Origin of the sequence: Cupriavidus phytohabitans (assembly GCF_017815025.1) — a bacterium.
Taxonomy (GTDB): Bacteria; Pseudomonadota; Gammaproteobacteria; order Burkholderiales; family Burkholderiaceae; genus Cupriavidus.
On record NZ_JAGIQB010000036.1, the window covers coordinates 18,803 to 38,058 of the forward strand.

The 19,256-nt window shown below is 67.2% G+C and carries 19 protein-coding genes; 5 read left to right on the plus strand and 14 right to left on the minus strand.

The window, feature by feature from the left end; all coding sequences use genetic code 11:
• Positions 1 to 31: 31 nt before the first annotated feature.
• The 8 genes from flhC to J8I34_RS22925 form a co-directional block, all read right to left on the minus strand.
• Positions 32 to 637 carry a flagellar transcriptional regulator FlhC gene (flhC, locus tag J8I34_RS22890; RefSeq protein ID WP_209807087.1) on the minus strand — a complete coding sequence of 202 codons (606 nt, stop codon included), beginning with the start codon at positions 635 to 637 and terminating at the stop codon, positions 32 to 34.
• Positions 634 to 951 (minus strand): flagellar transcriptional regulator FlhD, encoded by a 318-nt coding sequence (gene flhD / locus J8I34_RS22895; protein ID WP_022537455.1) that lies wholly within the window; start codon positions 949 to 951, stop codon positions 634 to 636. Before flhD ends, flhC begins: the two co-directional genes overlap by 4 nt.
• Before the next feature lie 483 nt (positions 952 to 1,434).
• A complete protein-coding gene (locus J8I34_RS22900) occupies positions 1,435 to 2,169 on the minus strand; it encodes a DUF4088 family protein (RefSeq protein ID WP_209773488.1) in 735 nt (244 codons plus the stop codon).
• 58 nt (positions 2,170 to 2,227) lie between these two features.
• Positions 2,228 to 4,069, minus strand: a complete 1,842-nt coding sequence (locus J8I34_RS22905; RefSeq protein ID WP_209773486.1) for a methyl-accepting chemotaxis protein — start codon at positions 4,067 to 4,069, stop codon at positions 2,228 to 2,230.
• A gap of 32 nt (positions 4,070 to 4,101) precedes the next feature.
• Complete coding sequence (locus J8I34_RS22910) at positions 4,102 to 5,751, minus strand: methyl-accepting chemotaxis protein (protein WP_209773484.1); 1,650 nt, start codon at positions 5,749 to 5,751, stop codon at positions 4,102 to 4,104.
• Between the two features lie 128 nt (positions 5,752 to 5,879).
• Complete coding sequence (locus tag J8I34_RS22915; protein WP_209773680.1) at positions 5,880 to 6,377, minus strand: chemotaxis protein CheW; 498 nt, start codon at positions 6,375 to 6,377, stop codon at positions 5,880 to 5,882.
• Positions 6,378 to 6,495: 118 nt separating this feature from the next.
• A complete protein-coding gene (locus J8I34_RS22920) occupies positions 6,496 to 6,915 on the minus strand; it encodes a response regulator (RefSeq protein ID WP_209773482.1) in 420 nt (139 codons plus the stop codon).
• A 203-nt stretch (positions 6,916 to 7,118) separates the two neighbouring features.
• Entirely contained in the window at positions 7,119 to 9,080 is a 1,962-nt protein-coding gene (locus J8I34_RS22925) for a putative bifunctional diguanylate cyclase/phosphodiesterase (RefSeq protein ID WP_029048385.1), read from the minus strand.
• 822 nt (positions 9,081 to 9,902) lie between these two features.
• On the opposite strand from J8I34_RS22925, the gene J8I34_RS22930 reads away from it, so the two are divergent.
• Positions 9,903 to 10,211, plus strand: a complete 309-nt coding sequence (locus J8I34_RS22930; RefSeq protein ID WP_029048386.1) for an H-NS histone family protein — start codon at positions 9,903 to 9,905, stop codon at positions 10,209 to 10,211.
• Between the two features lie 81 nt (positions 10,212 to 10,292).
• Here the strand turns inward: J8I34_RS22930 and galE are convergent, their stop codons facing one another.
• Both galE and J8I34_RS22940 read right to left on the minus strand, forming a co-directional pair.
• Positions 10,293 to 11,312 (minus strand): UDP-glucose 4-epimerase GalE, encoded by a 1,020-nt coding sequence (galE, locus tag J8I34_RS22935; RefSeq protein WP_029048387.1) that lies wholly within the window; start codon positions 11,310 to 11,312, stop codon positions 10,293 to 10,295.
• Positions 11,313 to 11,483: 171 nt separating this feature from the next.
• Positions 11,484 to 12,509: a tyrosine-type recombinase/integrase gene (locus tag J8I34_RS22940; RefSeq protein WP_348635739.1), complete on the minus strand. Its 1,026-nt coding sequence runs from the start codon at positions 12,507 to 12,509 to the stop codon at positions 11,484 to 11,486.
• Positions 12,510 to 12,745: 236 nt separating this feature from the next.
• On the opposite strand from J8I34_RS22940, the gene J8I34_RS22945 reads away from it, so the two are divergent.
• Both J8I34_RS22945 and J8I34_RS22950 read left to right on the plus strand, forming a co-directional pair.
• Positions 12,746 to 13,180 (plus strand): nuclear transport factor 2 family protein, encoded by a 435-nt coding sequence (locus J8I34_RS22945; protein WP_029048389.1) that lies wholly within the window; start codon positions 12,746 to 12,748, stop codon positions 13,178 to 13,180.
• 69 nt (positions 13,181 to 13,249) lie between these two features.
• Positions 13,250 to 14,245, plus strand: a complete 996-nt coding sequence (locus J8I34_RS22950) for an NAD(P)H-dependent flavin oxidoreductase (RefSeq protein ID WP_029048390.1) — start codon at positions 13,250 to 13,252, stop codon at positions 14,243 to 14,245.
• 75 nt (positions 14,246 to 14,320) lie between these two features.
• Here the strand turns inward: J8I34_RS22950 and J8I34_RS22955 are convergent, their stop codons facing one another.
• Positions 14,321 to 14,881 carry a PadR family transcriptional regulator gene (locus J8I34_RS22955; protein WP_029048391.1) on the minus strand — a complete coding sequence of 187 codons (561 nt, stop codon included), beginning with the start codon at positions 14,879 to 14,881 and terminating at the stop codon, positions 14,321 to 14,323.
• A gap of 354 nt (positions 14,882 to 15,235) precedes the next feature.
• Here J8I34_RS22955 and J8I34_RS22960 point away from each other — a divergent pair, with 354 nt between their 5' ends.
• Entirely contained in the window at positions 15,236 to 15,463 is a 228-nt protein-coding gene (locus J8I34_RS22960) for a hypothetical protein (RefSeq protein WP_029048392.1), read from the plus strand.
• Between the two features lie 118 nt (positions 15,464 to 15,581).
• Here the strand turns inward: J8I34_RS22960 and J8I34_RS22965 are convergent, their stop codons facing one another.
• Together J8I34_RS22965 and J8I34_RS22970 are read right to left on the minus strand one after the other, a co-directional pair.
• The gene (locus J8I34_RS22965) at positions 15,582 to 16,730 is read right to left on the minus strand and encodes a hypothetical protein (RefSeq protein ID WP_029048393.1); all 1,149 of its coding nucleotides are present in this window, start codon (positions 16,728 to 16,730) and stop codon (positions 15,582 to 15,584) included.
• An 85-nt stretch (positions 16,731 to 16,815) separates the two neighbouring features.
• A complete protein-coding gene (locus J8I34_RS22970; RefSeq protein WP_029048394.1) occupies positions 16,816 to 17,361 on the minus strand; it encodes a GNAT family N-acetyltransferase in 546 nt (181 codons plus the stop codon).
• A gap of 254 nt (positions 17,362 to 17,615) precedes the next feature.
• Between J8I34_RS22970 and J8I34_RS22975 the strand changes: the two genes are divergently transcribed.
• A complete protein-coding gene (locus J8I34_RS22975; protein WP_029048395.1) occupies positions 17,616 to 17,852 on the plus strand; it encodes a hypothetical protein in 237 nt (78 codons plus the stop codon).
• 9 nt (positions 17,853 to 17,861) lie between these two features.
• Here J8I34_RS22975 and J8I34_RS22980 read toward each other — a convergent pair whose 3' ends face one another.
• The gene (locus tag J8I34_RS22980) at positions 17,862 to 19,223 is read right to left on the minus strand and encodes an MFS transporter (RefSeq protein ID WP_280920529.1); all 1,362 of its coding nucleotides are present in this window, start codon (positions 19,221 to 19,223) and stop codon (positions 17,862 to 17,864) included.
• Between the last annotated feature and the right edge of the window lie 33 nt (positions 19,224 to 19,256).

Genomic DNA, 19,256 nt, shown 5'->3' on the forward strand with positions numbered 1-19,256 from the left:
AAGCTTGCCGGCCGGCGGACCTGAACCAGGATCAGGCGTTGGTCTGCACGGCGGCGGCGTCTTTCGAGAGCTTTTTCACTTTCCCTGCGCGCGAGGGCGGACGGCACAGGCTGCACACGAAGTTCGCGTGCGGCTCGTACGCGTGGGTGACGAACTGTCCGCCGCAACACGTGCAGCGGGACAGCTGCAGCATATTGCTCTCGAAGAACCGTACTAACGTCCAGGCACGCGTGAAACTTAAGACAATTTCACCGCAGAGCAGCGAAACGTGCTCGAGGTACAGGCGATAGGCCGCCACCACGGCGCGGATGCCCACGGTCTCGCCTTCCCGCACCATGAACTGGTAGGCAGAGAAGAACAGCGACGAGTGGATATTCGGCAGCCAGGTGGTGAACCAGTCCGTCGAGAAGGGCAGCATGCCCTTGGGAGGCGAGACCCCGCGCAGTTCCTTGTATAAGCGGATGAGCCGGTCGCGCGACAGCGTGGTCTCGGCTTCAAGCACCTGCAGGCGCGCACCCAGGCCGATCAGCTCGATGGCGAGCTGGGTCTGGTTGGCATCCTGGAGAACGCTCTTGCGGGTGGCTGTGGAGGTGGCCGTGAAACTCCGGTTCGGCTCGGCCTTCAGCAGCGCGGTCAATTGAGTGACTCCACCGGCTGACGAGCAAGCAGGATCGCGGCGTGGATCTGCTGCATGTCATGGCTCTTGGCCGTGTGGGTGAGCGTGGACAGAAGCGCATGGTCGTCGAAGCGGAACCTGCACAGCACCATGTTGGATGCCGCGAGCTTGACGAGTTGCGCCGAAGTCAGCTTGCCGAGGATATCCGCGATTTCCTTGCTGACCCCGAGCCGGAACATGGCTTCGACCTGGTTTTCGCGCACCAGTCTTTGCGCGAGCAGCAGATAGGCGAGGTTAACCTCCCTGATCTCCTGGAGAACTTCACTGCTTTCCAATTTTTCCCCGCTACCAAAAACCCACCGTTGCCGCTTGTCCGGCGCTTACCGGGCCCGAGGGGCTCCGGCGACCAGATCGTTTGCTTGCGGCTGGGCGGGTACAACGTACGACTTAAAGGAACTGCGCCCGTGTCACACTGTTATCAGACCCGTTACAACTGTTACAGAGTGTAAGTGAGACTGGTACGTTTATATCGGCAATCTGCCCGCAATGCCAATCCCTACTTACGCGGGGGGAATGCAAATGTCGTACGAAACATACATGACTTGGCGCAGTTTGTTACATTTCACGGAACTGTCACTTGATTTCGATCAACGCAGTAACGCAATCGTCATAGCAACCAAACGCGCCAGACTGCTGTCCGGATGCCTGCTGGATTCCACTATTGACGAAGTGCGTGCGGAGTGATCTTTGCGCCTGCGGCTTGCCCTGCCCTGTCCGAAAACGGCATGTCCGAAATCCACTGCCCGGCACGCGCGCGTTCAGCCGCCGAACATGCGCCGCAGCCACGCCGCGAGGCGCGCATAGACATCGTCGGGCGCGTCGCGGAACAACGCGGGGCGTGACCGCTCCACCTGCTCGAGCACGCGCGCGGCTTCTTCCGGCTGCACCGAGCCATACTCGAGCGCCAGGCCCAGCATGCCGCGCAGCTCGCCGACGCGGGCACGGCCCGTGGCCTCGTTGGCTTCGGTCTGCAGCGCGTACATCAGGTCATAGGCGCGCTGGCGCAGGCTTTCAGCCAGCCGCCATGCCGGCGTGCGCATGCGCTCCTCGAGCGCGCGCACGTCTTCGGCCGAGGCCGCGACCTGGGTCGCCAGCGCTTCGGTGAAGGCGACATCGGCCCCGCATTCGGTCAGCACCTTCGCGGCCCATTCGCGCGCATGCGCAAGGCGTTGCGCCGCCGTCCAGTCCGGCTGCACCGCGAGGCCAAAGCCGAAGCGCTGCGCGTCGCGCATCAGCGCCGCCAGCGCGTTGGGCAACTGCTTGTCGAACACGCGCCGGGCCCAGCCGTACTCGCCGCCGGACAACAGCCGGTTCACGGCGCGCTCGGTCAGCGGGCCATCGTGCTGCAGCAGCCTGGCGCGCAGGAAGTCGTTGAACTCGGGCGGCAGGAACTCGCGGTCCAGGCCGGTCGAGACGCCGATGAACTGGTCGAATTCCTTGCGCAGCCTGGCCGCGTCATCCGGCGGCAGGGCCAGGGTGATCTCGCTCGTCATAGCATTGCCATCCCGGGCCGCGCCGCGGCCCGTGGTTCCGGTGGAAAGCGCCGGTGGATCAGAACGCGCTCCAGTCGCCGTTGTCGGCGCCGGCCAGCGCGGGGCGCGGCGTGCGTGCGGTGGTAACCGGCTGCGCCGGCTCGGCGGCGTGCGGCGCGCCGGCTGCGCTGGATGCCGCTGCCGGTGCTGCTGCCATTGCCCTCGCCGTAACGGCTGGCGCCGCGCGCCTCGTGGCCGCCAGCGTGCGCACCTTCGCCGCCACCTTGCCCGGCACAGCGGCCGATGCCGACTGGGAGGCAGGCAACGAGAACGATGCCTGCGCATCGCCCGCCGCCAGGCGGAACATCGCCACCGCGCCCTGCAGGCGGCCGGCCTGCTCTTCCAGCGCGCCGGCAGCGGCCGCGGCCTGCTCGACCAACGCCGCGTTCTGCTGCGTCACCTCGTCCATCTGCGCCACGGCCTGGTTGACCTGCTCGATGCCCGAGCTTTGCTCGGCCGAGGCCGCTGAGATCTCGCCCATGATGTCGGTCACGCGCTTCACCGCCTGCACGATCTCGTCCATGGTCTTGCCGGCCTGGCCCACCAGCGCCGAGCCGTTGTCGACACGCTCGACGGTATCGCCGATCAGGCCCTTGATCTCCTTGGCCGCATTGGCGCTGCGCTGCGCCAGGCTGCGCACCTCGCCCGCGACCACCGCAAAGCCGCGGCCCTGCTCGCCGGCGCGCGCGGCTTCCACCGCGGCGTTCAGCGCCAGGATGTTGGTCTGGAAGGCAATGCCTTCGATCACGCCGATGATGTCGACGATCTTCCTCGACGCATCGTTGATCTCGTCCATGGTCTGCACCACGCGGCCCACCACCTCGCCGCCGCGCAGCGCGGTTTCCGACGCATTGGCCGCCAGCCCGCTGGCCTGGCGCGCGTTGTCGGCGTTCTGGCGCACCGTGCTGGTCAGCTCTTCCATGCTGGAAGCGGTCTCTTCCAGCGACGCGGCCTGCTGCTCGGTGCGCTGCGACAGGTCGTTGTTGCCGGCCGCGATTTCGCGCGAGGCGGTGCCGATCGATTCGGCCGATTCCTTGAAGTCGCGGACCATGTGCGACAGCTGCTGCTGCATCTGCTGCATGGCATAGACCAGGCTGCTCTTGTCGCCGGCGCGCGTGGCCACCGGCACGGAGAAGTTGCCGTCGGCGATGCGCTTCGCGATCTCGGCCGCGTAGCCCGGCTCGCCGCCGAGCTGGTGCGACAGCCCGCGCGCCAGGAGAACGCCCAGCAGCACCGACAGCGCCAGGCCGCCCAGCACCAGGCCCAGCATCCACAGCCGCGTCGCGTCATACACGCTTTGCGCCTCTTCCATGTTGCCGCGGGCGCGGTCGTCGCGGCGCTTGACCATCCTGGCCATCACGGCCTCCAGCGCATGGCTGTCCTTGAGCAGGTCGGCGCTCTCGGTGAACACCTGGCTCTCGAACTGCGAGGTATCCAGCGGCTGCTTGCTGACCAGCTCGACGTACTTTTCCATGCGCGCGCGGAAGGCAGGCGCCAGGTCGTGGTACTGCTTGACCAGCGCCTTGCCTTCCGCCTGCTCGAAGGCCTTGGACACCTGGCGGATGCGCTCGTCCATCACGCCCAGCGACTTGGCGATCTGCTCCTTCTCGGCGGCGCGCTCGCCCATGGTCGACGCCGAGAGCAGGCCGATCTGCGCGCGGCTGGCGTAGACCAGGTTGATGTTGGCATCCTGCACGGCTTTCAGGGCCTGCAGATCGCCGTGATAGATCTTGCCGGTCCAGTCGGCCATGCGCCCCATGTTGACGACGCCCAACAGGCCCATGACGGCGCCGATCACCGCGACAACCAGGAATCCGGCAACGAGCCTGGTCGTGACGCGCAATTGATTGAACCACTGCATAGCAACTCCCCCTTGTTACTGATAGCTTCGTACTAAGCCTGTGCCCGGGACCGTGCCGCCGCTTCGCGCTGCGCGGCCGGCAGGCGTTGCGGACGGACTTCGGCCTGCATGCTGACGCGGAAGGTGGCGACGGCATCGCGCAGCCGCAGCGCCTGCTCTTCCAGCGAGCCCGCCGCCGCTGCCGCCTGTTCCACCAGCGCGGCGTTCTGCTGCGTGCCTTCGTCCATCTGCGCCACGGCCTGGTTGACCTGCTCGATGCCGGCACTCTGCTCGGCTGACGCCGCGCTGATCTCGCCCATGATGTCGGTCACGGACTTCACCGCCTGCACGATCTCGTCCATGGTCTTGCCGGCCTGGCCCACCAGCGCCGAGCCGTTGTCGACACGCTCGACGGTATCGCCGATCAGGCCCTTGATCTCCTTGGCCGCATTGGCGCTGCGCTGCGCCAGGCTGCGCACCTCGCCCGCGACCACCGCAAAGCCGCGGCCCTGCTCGCCGGCGCGCGCGGCTTCCACCGCGGCGTTCAGCGCCAGGATGTTGGTCTGGAAGGCAATGCCTTCGATCACGCCGATGATGTCGACGATCTTCCTCGACGCATCGTTGATCTCGTCCATGGTCTGCACCACGCGGCCCACCACCTCGCCGCCGCGCAGCGCGGTTTCCGACGCATTGGCCGCCAGCCCGCTCGCCTGGCGCGCGTTGTCGGCGTTCTGACGCACCGTGCTGGTCAGCTCTTCCATGCTGGAAGCAGTCTCTTCCAGCGACGCCGCCTGCTGCTCGGTGCGCTGCGACAGGTCGTTGTTGCCAGCCGCGACCTGGCGCGTCGCGGTGGAAATGCTGGCCATGCCTTCCTGGATTTCATGCACGACCGACAGCAGGCTGCGCTGCATGGTCTGCATCGCCTGCGCCAGCGCGCCGATCTCGTCGCCGCCGCGATGCTCGAAGCGCGTGGTCAGGTCGCCCGCGCCCAGGCGCAGCGCAAAGTCCAGCATGTCGCCCACCGGCCGGTGCACGCGCGCCAACAACATGGTGCCGGCCGCGAACGAGGTCGCCAGCGCCAGCGCGAAACCGCCCCACAGCCACGGGCGCAGCGTCGCGGCGCCCGCCGGGTCCAGGATCTCGACCGCCGCCAGCGCCGCCAGGAACCACACCAGCCCGCCCGCCTGCGCCCACAGGATGCGGCGCTTCAGGTTCATGCGCAGCGCACGCCGGGCGAAACCAGCGATGCCGGTGCGCACCACGGCGCCTTCGCGGATCGCCAGCCCCGCGGCGCGTCCCGCGCGGAAGCGCGCATACAGCGCACCGGCGGCTTCAACCTGCTCGCGCGAGGGCATCGAACGCACCGAGGTATAGCCGACCACGCGCCCATCGACGCGCGTCGGCGTCACGGTGGCATTGACCCAGTAGAAGTCGCCGTTCTTGCGGCGGTTCTTGACCACGCCCATCCAGGTGCGGCCGGCTTCCAGGTTTTGCCACAGGTCGGCAAACGCCTCGGGCGGCATGTCGGGGTGGCGCACCAGGTTGTGCGGCGCGCCCAGCAGTTCCTCCGCCGCATAGCCGCTGGCCTCGATAAAGGTGCGGTTGGCGAAGGTGATACGGCCCTTGAGGTCCGTGCGCGAGATCAGGTAGTCCGATGGTGAGAGCTGGTATTCGCGTTGCGTAACGGGTTGGTTGTTTCGCATGGATGACATCAATACTGCTTGCCCGGGAAACCATGGCTGCCAGGCATGGCGCAATTCCGGGCGGTACGATCCGGCAAGCGTGGTAAGCCAGCCGGACGGCGGGGGCGAAAAGGCAGGTGTGGCAGAGGTCAGGCCACGGCGTCGAGCGCGGCCAGTTCTTCGGTATCGAGCAGCTTCTCGATATCGACCAGGATCAGCATGCGCTGTTCGACCGAGCCAAGGCCACGGATGTAGCCGGTAGCCAGCTCGCCGGAGAAATGCGGCGTGGACCTGATCTGCGCGGGCGTCAGCGTCAGCACGTCAGAGACACCGTCGACGACGATGCCGGTGGTGCGCTCGTTGAGATCGACGATGATGACCACGGTGTACTGGTCATAGCTGACGTTGGCCTGGCGGAACTTGATGCGCAGGTCGATGATCGGCACGATGATGCCGCGCAGGTTGATCACGCCCTTGATGTAGTCGGGCGCATTGGCAAGCTGGGTGACCGACTCGTAGCCGCGGATTTCCTGGACCTTCAGGATATCGATGCCGTACTCTTCGCGGCCCAGCGTGAAGGCCAGGAATTCCTCGCCAGCGCCTTCATTCGCGCCTGCGGCGCCGTTTGCCTTGTCGATATGCCGCATCGTCAGCCCCTCATGTCTGGTCATGCCGGTTTCCTGGCGCAACGCGCCGGGGCGTGATTCCGCCCACCAGTGTTTACGGCGGCAAACGGGGGGACTGAAGGCCGACGCTGTCTCTTCCCTACCCCTCCGACGAGGGGTGCGGCGGCGCCAGCAGCTCCGCCACGGCGTGCATCAGTGCATCGGGATCGAAGGGCTTGGGCAGGAAGCCCGAGGCGCCCGCGGCGCGGGCCTGCTCGCGGATGCTGCCGTCATGCTCGGTGGTCAGCATCAGGATGGGGATGGCGGCATAGCGCGCGCTGGCGCGCAGGCGGCGAATCAGGGTCAGGCCGTCCATGCCGGGCATGACCTGGTCGGTGACCAGCATGCCGAATGCGACATGATCCGCGGCATCATCCGCAGCAGCGGCCTCGGCCAGCGCGTGTGCCTGTTCGCCGTCGGCGGCCTCGGTGACGTCGAATCCGCCGGCACGCAGGCATGCGCCGATCATGCGGCGTAGCGAGGGGGAATCGTCGACGACGAGGATGCTGGGCAATGACATTGGCGCCTCCGTTGGCAGGGCTCGGTTGATCCGCCGAATGCTGAAGCAGGTGCTTGGCGCCGGTGGCGCGGCCGGCGACGGACAGGCCGGCGCAAGGCCGCACCGCAAGCGCGCGGGCCCTGCCAGCGTGGATATCGGCATGCCAGGCGCCACGCTTTAGCGCCTTTGGCGTGCTTTCGCCTTGGTGTTCCTGCGTGCGGCGCTCAGGCTTGCTGCCGGCCACGCAGCGCGTCGGCAAACCCCGCCGCATCGAGCGGCAGCGACAGCAGGTAGCCCTGCACCTCGTCGCAGCCCATCTCGTTGAGGATCCCCAGCTGCGAGGCCGACTCGACGCCTTCGGCCACCACCTTCATGCGCAGCTCGTGCGCCAGTGCCACCATCGAGCCGACGATGGCGCGGCCCTGCGCATCGGAGTCGAGCCCGCCGATCAGCGTGCGGTCGATCTTGAGCGTGCCCACGCGCAGGCGCTTGAGGTAGCCCAGGCTCGAATAGCCGCTGCCAAAGTCGTCCAGCGCCACCTGGATGCCGAGCGACTGCAGCTCGGCCAGCGTCTCCAGCGACTTGCCGATGTCCTTCATGGCGGCAGTTTCGGTGATCTCCAGCGTGATCGCCGATGGCGGGATGTCGTGCTGGTGGATCTGTTCGAGCAGGTACTGCGGGAAATTGCGGCTGGCAAAGCGCAGCCCCGACACATTGATCGCCACCGGCACGGTCGGCAGTCCGGCGTCCTGCCACTGGCGCACCTGGCGGCAGACGCTGGTCAGCACCCAGTCGTCGAGCTTGTCGATCTGGCCGGACTGCTCGGCCACGGCGATGAACTCGGCCGGGCTGACCTGCCCCAGCGCGGGATGGCGCCAGCGGCACAGCGCCTCTGCGCCCACCAGCGTGCCGCGGCGGGCGTCGTACTTGGGCTGGAACTGCAGCGACAGCGCATCGTCCTGGATCGCCAGCCACAGGTCGCGGCGGATCACGCGGGTGCGGCGGGCGCGCTCGCCGGCGGCGCTGTTGAACAGGCGCACCTGGTTCGAGCCGCTTTCGCGCGCCTCGGCCAGGCTCACACGCGCGGCCTGCATCAGCGCCTCGGAGGTCTGCGCATCGCGCGGATAGATGGCGATGCCGATATTGACGCCGATCTGCATCTGCAGCCCGCGCGCGGCAATGAACTCGGCCAGCGAACCCAGCACGCGCGAGCCCAGCTCCTGCGCGCGGCCGTGGTGCACCAGCTCGGGCACGCCGACGGCGAACTCGTCGCGCGCCAGCCGGGCGAGGAAATCGTGCGGCTCCAGCACGGCCTGCGCGAGCGCGCCCGCATCCTGCGCCAGGATATCGTCGGCGCGGATCTCGAAGACTTCGTCGACCTCGCGGTAGTCGGCAATATGGATCAGCAGCACGGCGCAGCCGGTATCGGCCAGCCGCGCCTGGGCCATGGCCTGGTCCACCCAGCGGCCGAACGCGACTCGGTCGGGCATCACGGTGGCGACGCTGTACTCGCCCACCGTACCCTGCCCGCGCGCGGTGGCGCGCACCGTAAGCCGGCCGGGAATGCGGGCGCCGCGCCGCACCAGCCGCGGTTCAGCGCCGCGCGCCGGGGCGGCGGCATCGTCGGCAAGATCCTCCGCGGGGCTGGTCTCGATGCGCGATACCGGGATCCAGCCGTGCGACTGCGCCCGGTGCAGTGCGAACATCAGCGCGCACAGCGCGGTCAGACCACCTGCCAGCCAGGCGGGATGCGGCAGGCCAGCCGCGTCGATGCAGGCGCGCGCCGAGGGTGCACCGGCGCCGCAGGCCCGGCCCAGGTGGGTGCCGGCCGCGGCCACCATGCCGGCGCCGGCGACCACCGCCAGCACTGCCGCGCCGCGCCACAGGCGCGCGCCCTGGCGCAGCCACTGCAGCAGCAGCTTTCCGCCGGTGGTGGCAGCCGCGGCGGTGGCGAAGCTGGCGGCCATCTGGGCGGTGTCGTTGGCCGCCGGGACGCTGCCCGACAGCACCACCACCACCACGGGCAGGCTGACGGCCAGCTGCGACATCAGCGCCGCCGACAATGTCAGCGTGCGCAGCGACCGGCTTCCGGCGCCCTCGTCCGCACGCCCGGCGCGGGCGCCGAGGACGGCGGCCACGCCCAGCAGGGCGGCGAGCAGCAACAGGACGGTACTCAGGGCAATCATTGGGCTGCGCGGTGATGAAGAAAATGCGCGAAGACAAACCCGACGCGGGCCAAACCTCGCATCATGGCATCTTGCGGTCGCCGTGTGAACAACACAATACGGGGGTCCCCTGCCGGGAACACCGGTTTAGAACGCACTCCAGTCATGGTTGCTGCCGGCAGCGACCGCTGCCGGGCGCGAGCAACAGGGTCTTGATCCGGATATTGTTGTGGAGAGACATTGTCGAAAGGAAAACGTAAGCATTCCGCGAGGTACACCCCTGGCCTCGTTACGGCAAGACCAGACACCCGCTTGATCAGCCCTGCCCGGATAACGGCGCGCCCCATCCGGTACTTGAGCAACGGCGCCCGGCCGCGTGGCCAAATGGGCGGAAATTAACCTGGATGTCGGATATACGGCACGCCGCTTGGCGCGGCATGTAAACAGACGCTTTATTCACCGGAGCGGCCGCCGATTATGGCTATTGGATTTCCATCGGCGCCGGCGCGGCCGGGGCCGGGGCCGGCGCCGATTTGAGCGGATCGGCCGGTCAGGATGATTTATGTACCGGGTCGGCGGTCGGACGAAGTGCGCCGCGGCGATCCGGGTTCAAATGCGGCAGAGTGACCGGAATGGTTCACGAAAGTTCACTGCAATATCGGCAGCAAGAATTTTCGTAAAAACCATGCCCGAATAGAGCCCCGGCATTTGCAGCCGCCGGTTGCCCCGTTATAATTGTTTTCAGCATTTCAGTACACCGACAGCTCAGCACTGCGCAGCATTGCGCGACACCCCGCTGTGCAGATACCCACGCATATCACCCCACCGGAAACCGAGGACGCAATGTCGACTTATCAGGAAATCGTTCAGAAAATCAATGAACTGCAGAAGCAAGCCGAGGAAATCAAGGCACGTGAACAGGCTTCGGTGATCTCGGATATTCGCGAGAAAATCGAGCAATATGGCCTGACCGCGGAAGACCTGGGTTTTGGCGCGAAAGCGCCGGCCGGCAAGAAGGCGGTCAATCGCAAGGTGCCGGTGCGCTATCGCGACAGTGCCGGCAATACCTGGACCGGCCGCGGCAAGCGTCCGGGCTGGCTGACCCAGGCACTGGCCCAGGGCAAGACCGTCGAGGATTTCCTGATTCGCTGAAGCGCGACTCCGGCGCATGGCAAAACGCCACGGTGCAAGCCGTGGCGTTTTTGTTTGGTGTGTTTTGCCGGAAGTTGCCGCTCAGGCGTCGAACCCGCGCGGGTTCATCGACTGCCAGCGCCACGAGTCCTGGCACATGCGATCGATGCCGTGCTGCGCGCGCCATCCCAGCAGCTGGCTGGCCAGCGCGGGATCGGCATAGCAAGAGGCGATATCGCCCGGGCGGCGCGCCACGATCTCATGCGGCACCGGTCGGCCACTGGCTCGCTGGTAGGCCTCGACCACTTCCAGCACGCTGTAGCCGCGGCCGGTGCCCAGGTTCACGGTCATGCCGCGCCCGTGGTCGCGCAGGTAGACCAGCGCCGCCAGGTGGCCGTCGGCGAGGTCGCAGACGTGGATATAGTCGCGCACGCCGGTACCGTCAGGCGTGGGGTAGTCGCCGCCGAATACCATCAGTTTCTCGCGGCGCCCGCTGGCCACCTGCGCCACGTAAGGCATCAGGTTATTCGGAATTCCGCGCGGATCTTCGCCGATCAGCCCGCTTTCGTGCGCGCCGACCGGATTGAAATAGCGCAAGTAGGCAATGCGCCATGCCGGGTCCGATTTTTCCAGGTCGCGCAGGATTTGCTCGCCCATCAACTTGGTCTGGCCATACGGATTGGTCGCCGACAGCGGGAAATCCTCAAGAATCGGCACAGTGTGGGGATTGCCATAAACCGTGGCCGAGGAACTGAACACCAGTTGTTTCACCCCGGCCGCACCCATGGCGGCGCAGACCGTCAGCAGGCCGTCAATGTTGTTGCTGTAATACTGCAGCGGCTGGCTCACGGATTCGCCCACTGCCTTGAGCGCGGCAAAATGAATCACCCCGCTGATGCGGTGTTCGGCAAAAAGCCGGTCCAGCAAGGCGCGGTCACGCACGTCGCCTTCGACAAAATGCGGGGTCTTGCCGGTAATGGTGGCGAGCCGCTCGATCACCACGGGGCTGCTGTTGCACAGATTATCCAGTCCGATCACGTGGTAGCCGGCATTGAGCAGCGCGACCCAGGTATGCGAGGCGATATAGCCGGTGGCGCCGGTAAGGAGCAGGGTTTCGGGCATGGGAAATAAGCGTCGGATTTCGATTCGGGGCGGCGAGTCTCAAGCGCCATCGTGCAATGCCTGATGCCGCACATTTGAGCCCGCGCAGGCGGTAGTGTCGCCTATTATCCACGATGAGTCAGCCGCAACCGGTCAGCTGGCACACACAGTTACAAGCATGACGGCGCGGCCTCAGGGCTGTCTGTCGCTCGCCTGGGCCACCAATCCCGCCCGTGCCTGCCACGCCTCGTACGCGCCGCGCAGCCGCCAGCCCGATTCCAGGTCACGCATGCCCAGGCATTGCGCCACCTCGGCCGGCGTCGCGCCGGCCTCGAAATGCATGGCGGCGCAGGTATTGCGCAGGGTCTGCGGAGAGGCCCGCTCATGGCGGCCGGCTAGCACGCCGGCTTCGTCGAGCAGGATTTCCACGCGCCGGTAGACCGAAGCCGCGTGCATCGGCCGGCCCGCCGGCATGGCCGGGAACAGCAGGCTGCCGAGCGTGCCCGACGCCTCGCGCAGTGCCAGCCACGCCCGCAGCGGGGCATGCGCCAGCGCGAACAGCGGCGCGGTATAGGCGCGGCCATTGTCGGGACGCACCATGCGCAGCGCCATCCGGCCCGGGGCGCCATCGTCGATGGCCTCCAGGCGCAGCGCGCGCGCTTCGCCTACCTTCAGCCCGCCACCCAGCAACACCGCCAGCAAGGCGGTATCGCGCGCGCGCTTCCATTGCGTCGGCGATGCCGCACGGCATTCCTCCACCGTCGGCGGCACGCCGGCCGGGCCGAGGATGCGGGCCACCAGCAGGTCGCGCTCGCCCGGCAGCAGGAAGGCAGTGGGGTCGTTCTCGCCCTCGGCGAGGTGCGCGCGTACCGCCTGGCTTCCCGGGTTGTGCATGCCCTCGCGCAACTGGGAGAGATGGTGGAACACTCGTTCGATCAGCCGCGCATAGCGGTAGCGGTGCGACTTGTGCAGCTGCTGGGCATCCAGGAATTCGCCGATCTGCTCCGCCGACCAGCTCAGCGGCGGCAGCCCGCGCTCGGCCGACCAGCGCAGCAATTTGCCCCACATCGCGCGGTACACCACGCTGGTGCCGTGGCGGAAGCCGTGCCGCGCCAGCCAGCCATCGAAGGCACGCTCGGGATGGGCGCGCCATGCGGCGAGGTCGGCATCGAACAGCGCCGCCTGGCCGGGTTGGTGCGCGGTCGACTTAATGATCACTGACTTCTCCTGCCGGTGGCTAGTGGGTGCGGGAGGGATTCCACCGGGCGATGCTGCCTATTGTAGTCAACACGTCACTGCGAGGCGCCCCGGCACGGCGCGGGGCCAAAGCCGGCTTGCGCAGTGCCGCAGTGCGTGCTACCTTTCGACTCACTATGCAACTGGTTGCATAAAATCAGAACACAAACGAGCGCACAAGGTAGCCGGCGCACGCCGCACCGTCCAAGGAGACCGCAGTGACCACCACCCAGCTGATTCCCGCAGCGCAGGCCTCGCTCGACACCTGGCACCAGTTGATTGCCACCAATTCGATGGCCGGGCTCGACGCCATCGTCGCCGACGAAGTCGTATTCCGCTCGCCGGTCGCACATACGGCCTACCCCGGCCGTGCCGCGATCGCGCTGGTATTGACCACGGTGAACCAGGTGTTCCGCGATTTCCGCTACCACCGCAGCTTTGTCAGCGAGGACGGCCACAGCGTGGTGCTCGAATTCAGCGCCACGGTCGATGGCAAGGCGCTCAAGGGCATCGACATGATCCGCTTCAACGATGCCGGCCATATTGCCGAATTCGAGGTGATGGTGCGCCCGCGCTCCGGACTGGAGGCGCTGGCCGCCGCCATGGGCGCGCGCCTGGCCAGCCAGAAGGACGTGCTGACCGGTGCCGCGTAAGCGGCCAGGCTGCCGCCCGCGCCCGTCAGATTCTTATTTGCCTCACCGTACTACCCAGGAGACTCACCCATGACCCTCCCCGCCCTGCTGCAGAACCGGCTGTCGCTGCCGGTGGTCTGCTCGCCGCTGTTCATCATCTCCAACCCCGACCTGGTGATTGCCCAATGCAAGGCCGGCGTGGTGGGCTCGTTCCCGGCGCTGAACGCGCGCCCGGCGCCCAAGCTGGAAGAATGGCTGGACCGCATCACCACCGAACTGGCCGAGCACGACGCCAGGCATCCGGACCGTCCGGCGGCACCGTTCGCGGTCAACCAGATCGTGCACAAGTCCAACGACCGGCTCGAGCATGACCTGGAGCTGTGCGTGCGCTACAAGGTGCCGATCGTGATCACCTCGCTGGGCGCGCGCAAGGAAGTCAATGACGCGGTGCATTCGTACGGCGGCATCGTGCTGCACGACGTGATCAACAACACCTTCGCGCGCAAGGCCATCGAGAAAGGCGCCGACGGGCTGGTGGCGGTAGCTGCCGGCGCCGGCGGCCACGCCGGCACGCTTTCGCCGTTCGCGCTGCTGCACGAGATCCGCGAATGGTTCGACGGCCCGCTGCTGCTGTCGGGTGCGATCTCCAGTGGCGACGCCATCCTGGCCGCGCAGGCCGCGGGCGCCGACCTGGCCTACATCGGCTCGGCCTTCATCGCCACGCAGGAAGCCAACGCGCAGGACGGCTACAAGCAGATGATCGTCGACAGCAGCGCCGGCGACATCGTCTACTCCAACCTCTTTACCGGCGTGCACGGCAACTACCTGCGCGGCAGCATTGAGCGCGCGGGCCTGGACCCGGAGGCGCTGCCGCAGTCCGATCCGTCCAAGATGAACTTCGGCTCGACCAGCGTGAAGGCGTGGAAGGATATCTGGGGTGCCGGCCAGGGCGTGGGCGCGATCAAGCGCGTGGTGCCGGCGGGCGATTTGGTGCGGCGCTTTGCCGAGGAATATGCGCTGGCGCGCAGGCGCCTGGGGTTGGGCGAAGCCAGCCAGGCGGGTGCCCGCGCGGTCGACGTGGCCTGAGCCTGACCAGGCCACAACAAAAAACGCCGGCAAGGCAGTCGCCTGGGCCGGCGTTTTGCTCTGGCGCACTGCGCGCTACGCCGGCGGGCGCTCCAGCAGCGGCAGCAGGTCTTCGCCCCAGGCAACCCAGTCCTGCTCGAAGCGGATGCCCCGCCGCAGCAGCGTATAGCGCAACTGCTGCGCGCGGTCCATGTCGGGCGCGGAGAAATCCTTGCGCTCGATCGCCAGGTAGGTCTCGAGCCGCGCCTGGTGGAGCGCGATCAGCCGGCGCATTTCATCCCCAAGGCCGAGCGGCCCGATCGCGGCATCGGCACGCAGCTTGACCAGGATTTCCTCGCGCTGGTCGAGGCCGGCCCCGGGCGTCAGCACCCAGCGCACCAGTTCTTCGCGCCCGGCCGGCAGCACCCGGTAGACCTTCTTGCGGTTCTTGCGGTCGGCGGCGCCTTCGTTTTCCGTGGTCTCGCTCTCGTCGGCCGCGATCCAGCCGCTGTCGGCCATGCGCCCCAGCTCACGGTAGATCTGCTGGTGGGTCGCATGCCAGAAATAGCCGATGGAGCGATCGAACCGGCGCGCCAGGTCATAACCGGACGACGGCTTTTCAAGCAGGGAAATCAACAAGGCGTGCTGGGTCGACATGCGTCTGGGCGGTGGCCCGCCGGGGCGGTTGATGGTTGCGAAGTGCCATGCGGCGGGAGTGCCGGTCGTGCCGGTGCGCCACGGGCCGCAAAAACTGGCGCTATGTTAGCGCAGTGCCCCAAGCTGTCGGCAAGGCGTGATGCAAGGATCGCCACAATCCGGCAATATCTGTATCTGCAAGCGCCGACATATATTTGGTAAATCTGGCAGTTTCGAAATTTCTCGGCAGACAGAATTAAATAATGCTGAATGGCATTTTTGCGTTACTTGCCATACATTCCATACATTGAAACCCTGTGCGAGCAAGAAGAAACCGTCCCCGGCCGCACCATGCACCGAATCTGGAGTATGCCCATGACCGGAAAACCCATGCTTGCCGAAGAGCGCGACGTCGCCTGGGAAGCCGATGGCGGCGAACGCCTGCCCGGCCTGCTGGCGCCGCTGCGCAACAAGGCTCCGATCTACTACCGATTGCCCGATACGCCTGACGGGCACCACATCAAGGAATATGCCAGCGGCCTGCGCCAGCTGGTACGTTTTGTCGGCGTCGAAGAACAGGTCGTCAAATACAGCCTGACCTGACTGACGCCACGGCTTTTCCTGTGGTTGTCTCCTCCGAGCCCGATCCTGCGGGCAGGGACTTGAACCCGCGGTTGCCGCGGGTTTTTTCTTGCCATAGCGGTATCCAGTGCGCCCCGACTCAGAGCTGCGGCGCACGGCAGGCCGCACCGCCGGTATTGGCGGCTTCAGGCATGCCGAACACCGCGCGCGCCCCACACTGCGAACCGAACATGCGCGCCTGGTCGTGCCCCACGCCCACCACTTCATACCCCTGGTGGCGGCTGACCGAGCCCGGGCTGGCGAGGTAGCGCTCGTAGCGCAGGTAGCCGCGCGCGCGCTGCAGCCGCGTCGGGCCCTCGGCCTCCGCGCCGCACGCCTTGTCGAGCACGCGGTGATTGGGATCGTTGTCCTCGGTGCCGGCGAGATAGGTCACCTGGCGCCCGGCATAGCGCTGGTACAGCGCCATGCCGTCGGCGCCTTGCGCGTACGGCACCATGTCCTGCATGCCGTAGCGGTACTTGTCGTAGTCCGGGCAAATGGCCTTGTCGTACGGCGCGAACGACTTGCCATCGGCGCCAGCCGGTCGCACCGGCGTGAAATACAGATAGGACGACGGATTGGCCACAACGTAGCGCAGGTCGATGCCGCCCGCGCGGATGCGCTCGTCGACATTGTTCAGCACCGCGTAGCGGTGCACGATCTGCGCGCCGCCGGAATGGCCGGCCACCGTCACCTTGCCGACCTGCGGCAGCCGCGCCTTGTCGGTGACGAAGGCGAGCAGGTCGTCCAGCACCTGTAGCGAACTGAGTCGAGCCGGGCCGTCGACCGCATCCTCGCCGCTGAGCCAGCCCTGCACCGACCATTGCGGCATGCCGGTAAAACCCTTCTTCTCGTCAGGCGTGCCGGGAAAATTCGGCGCGAGCAGCAGCACCTCGTCCGGCCTGCGGCCGCTGGCCTTCAGCAGTTCGGCGCCGGCGGCATAGTAGTCGTCGCCGTTGCGCTGCAGGCCATGCTGGACGAACACGACTTCGCGGATGCGTGACAGGTCGCCGTCGAGCCGGTGGTTGGCATAGACCGGGAAGTCATAGCCTGCGCCCGCCCCTGCGCCAAGATGCACGCGCTGCCAGTGCGGCGCGGCTGCCGCGGCATCGGCAGGCCTGGCCGCGGCGGGCGGCGCTGCCGTCGTGCCGGCGCAGCCGGCCAGGACCACAGTCATGGCGGCAGCGGCCAAGGCCGGGGACAGGCGCGCACGGGCGGGTTGCGGCAAGCTGGCGGTCGGCAGGATCATGGCTGGGCGTCTCCGGTTGGCATGCCGGCGATGGTAGGCCAGTGGCAAGCGGCTCGGCAATGCCTGCCGCGCCCGCCAGCTTGCATTACGCCAGCCGCCTGGCCAGCGCCGCCACGTCGGGCCAGGTCACGCGCCGCACCATGACGCGCAGGCCGGCCCCGTGGAAATCGTCCTCGAACGGTTCCGATGTCTCGCCGCCCAGCCGCTGGTAGAACTCGCGCGCCTGCGTATTGGCCTCCAGCACATAGAGGAACAGAGGCTGCCCCGGCCAGCGCTGCGCCACGCGCTGCACGCAATGCGCCAGCAGCCGCTTGCCCACACCCTGGCCATGGAAGGCCGGCAGGACATGCAGGTTGTCCAGGTAGATGCCGAATTGGGGCTCAGCCTCGGGCAACAGGCAGGCAAAGCCGGCGGCCACGCCATCGACCAGCGCCAGCGTGGCCTCCACGGGGCCATCCGCGCCCTCATGCATGCGCGCGCGCCAGGCCGCCAGCCGCTCCGGATAGGCCTGCTCGCGCAGGTACGCGTCTGGCAGCATGCCGGGATAGGTGTGCTGCCAGCTGGCGGTGTGCAGGGCGGCGAGCCGGTCGGCATCGGCAGCGGTGGCGGGAATCAGCGCGATATCAGGCATGGGGACCGAGACGGATCGGGACGGTACGCGAAAGGCACAGCGGATCAGGACCGAGCGCAAGGCGCAAGGCGCACCAAGCCAGACCGTGCGAGAAGCGCCATTGTGCCTGCGCCATGCCAAAGCTTGCAAAAGGCGCAGGAAGGGATTGCAATCGTGGTCCCCGGCACACTCCGCCGCCCACTGCCTGCCACCGCAGCAGCGGGAACGAAGGTTGCAGCCACCCCAACCACCCGGCGCACGCAAAAGGAAGCCTTATGTACATGGTCTACTGGTCCGAAGCCCACGGTACCGGGCTCACGCCGCACGCGCAGTCGTTTCCGAGCGACGCGATGCGCGAGGCGCTGCACTTCACCGAAGCGCTGCGCCAGCGCCAGCATGCGGGCGAACCGGTGAGCTTTGTCACGCTGTGCTCGGAAAACCCCAACTCGGTCGGCCGCGCCGGCGCGGCGGATCCGCCGCCCGACTATGAGTGGAAGAAGCGGCGGCCGTGACGCCGGCGGTCAGGCACCGGCCTGCGCTGCACCGGCCCGCGCCGCCGGCCGCAGCGCGGCGCGCACCACGAACGCCATCACCACCGCGAACACCAGCATTGCCGACAGGAAGTACAGCCCCGCGGCCAGGCTGCCGGTGGCGTCCTTGATCACGCCGATGCCATATGGCCCGAAGTAGCCGCCGAGGTTGGCCAGCGAGTTGATCGTGGCAATACCCACCGCGGCGCTGGCGCCGGTCAGGAATTCACCGGGCAGCGCCCACACCACCGCCTGGATCGAATAGATCGAGAACGCAGTCAGGCAGATAAACAGGAACTGCAGCACCGGCGACTGCACCCACGCGCTCAGCCCCATGGTGACCGCTGCCATCCCCGACACCACCACGATATGGCCATAACGCTCGCCCTTGCGGTCCGAATGGCGCGGCACCAGGTACAGGCCGACCACGGCGAACAGGTAGGGCACGGCCGACAGCAGGCCGGTCATTGCATCGGTCACGCCAAACTGCTTGATGATGGTCGGCAGCCACAGCGACAGCCCGTAGATGCTCAGCGGGAACGGCAGGAACAGCAGCGACAGCAGCAGCACGCGCTTGTCCTTGAGCGCCTGCAGCGGATTGCCGTGCGGCTTGAGCGCATAGGCAGCCTGGTCGGCGGCGAGTTCGCGCTCGATCCAGGCGCGGTCGGCCGGTGCCAGCCATGCGGCGCTGGCGGGCGATTCCGGCAGGATGCGCAGCGTCGGCAGGCACAGCAGCACCGCCGGCAGGCCGCTCAGCACGAACAGCGTCTGCCAGTTGGACATGCCGAGCAGCCCCTGCGTCGACAGCACCAGGCCGGCAATCGGTCCGGTGATGATCAGCGCGATCGGCTGGGCCAGCACCAGCAGTCCGATGATGCGCGCGCGATGGCGCATCGGGAACCACTTGGTCAGGAAGTACAGGATGCCCGGATACAGGCCGGCTTCGGCCGCGCCCAGCAGGAAGCGCAGCACGTAGAAGCTGTGCGCGCCCTGCGTGAACGCCATCGCCATGGTGATCACGCCCCAGGTCAGCAGGATGCGCGCGAACCAGCGGCGCGCGCCGAAGCGCTCCAGCGCCAGGTTGCTCGGCACCTCGCACAGGAAATAGCCGACGAAGAACAAGCCCGCGCCCAGGCCATAGGCCGCATCGCTGATGCCGATCGCCGCGTTCATGTGCAGCTTGGCAAAGCCGACCACCGAGCGGTCGATATACGCCACCACGTAGATCAGCGCCAGGAACGGGATCAGCCGGCGCACCAGCATGCCGACGATGCGGGTCTCTTCCTGCGCCTGTGCGCCGGTTTCCTGTCCTGGGACGGCGCGCTCCAGCGGCGCGGTCTGTGTGCCTTGCATGGCTAGTCTCCTCTGTTCTTGTAAGGGGTCGCG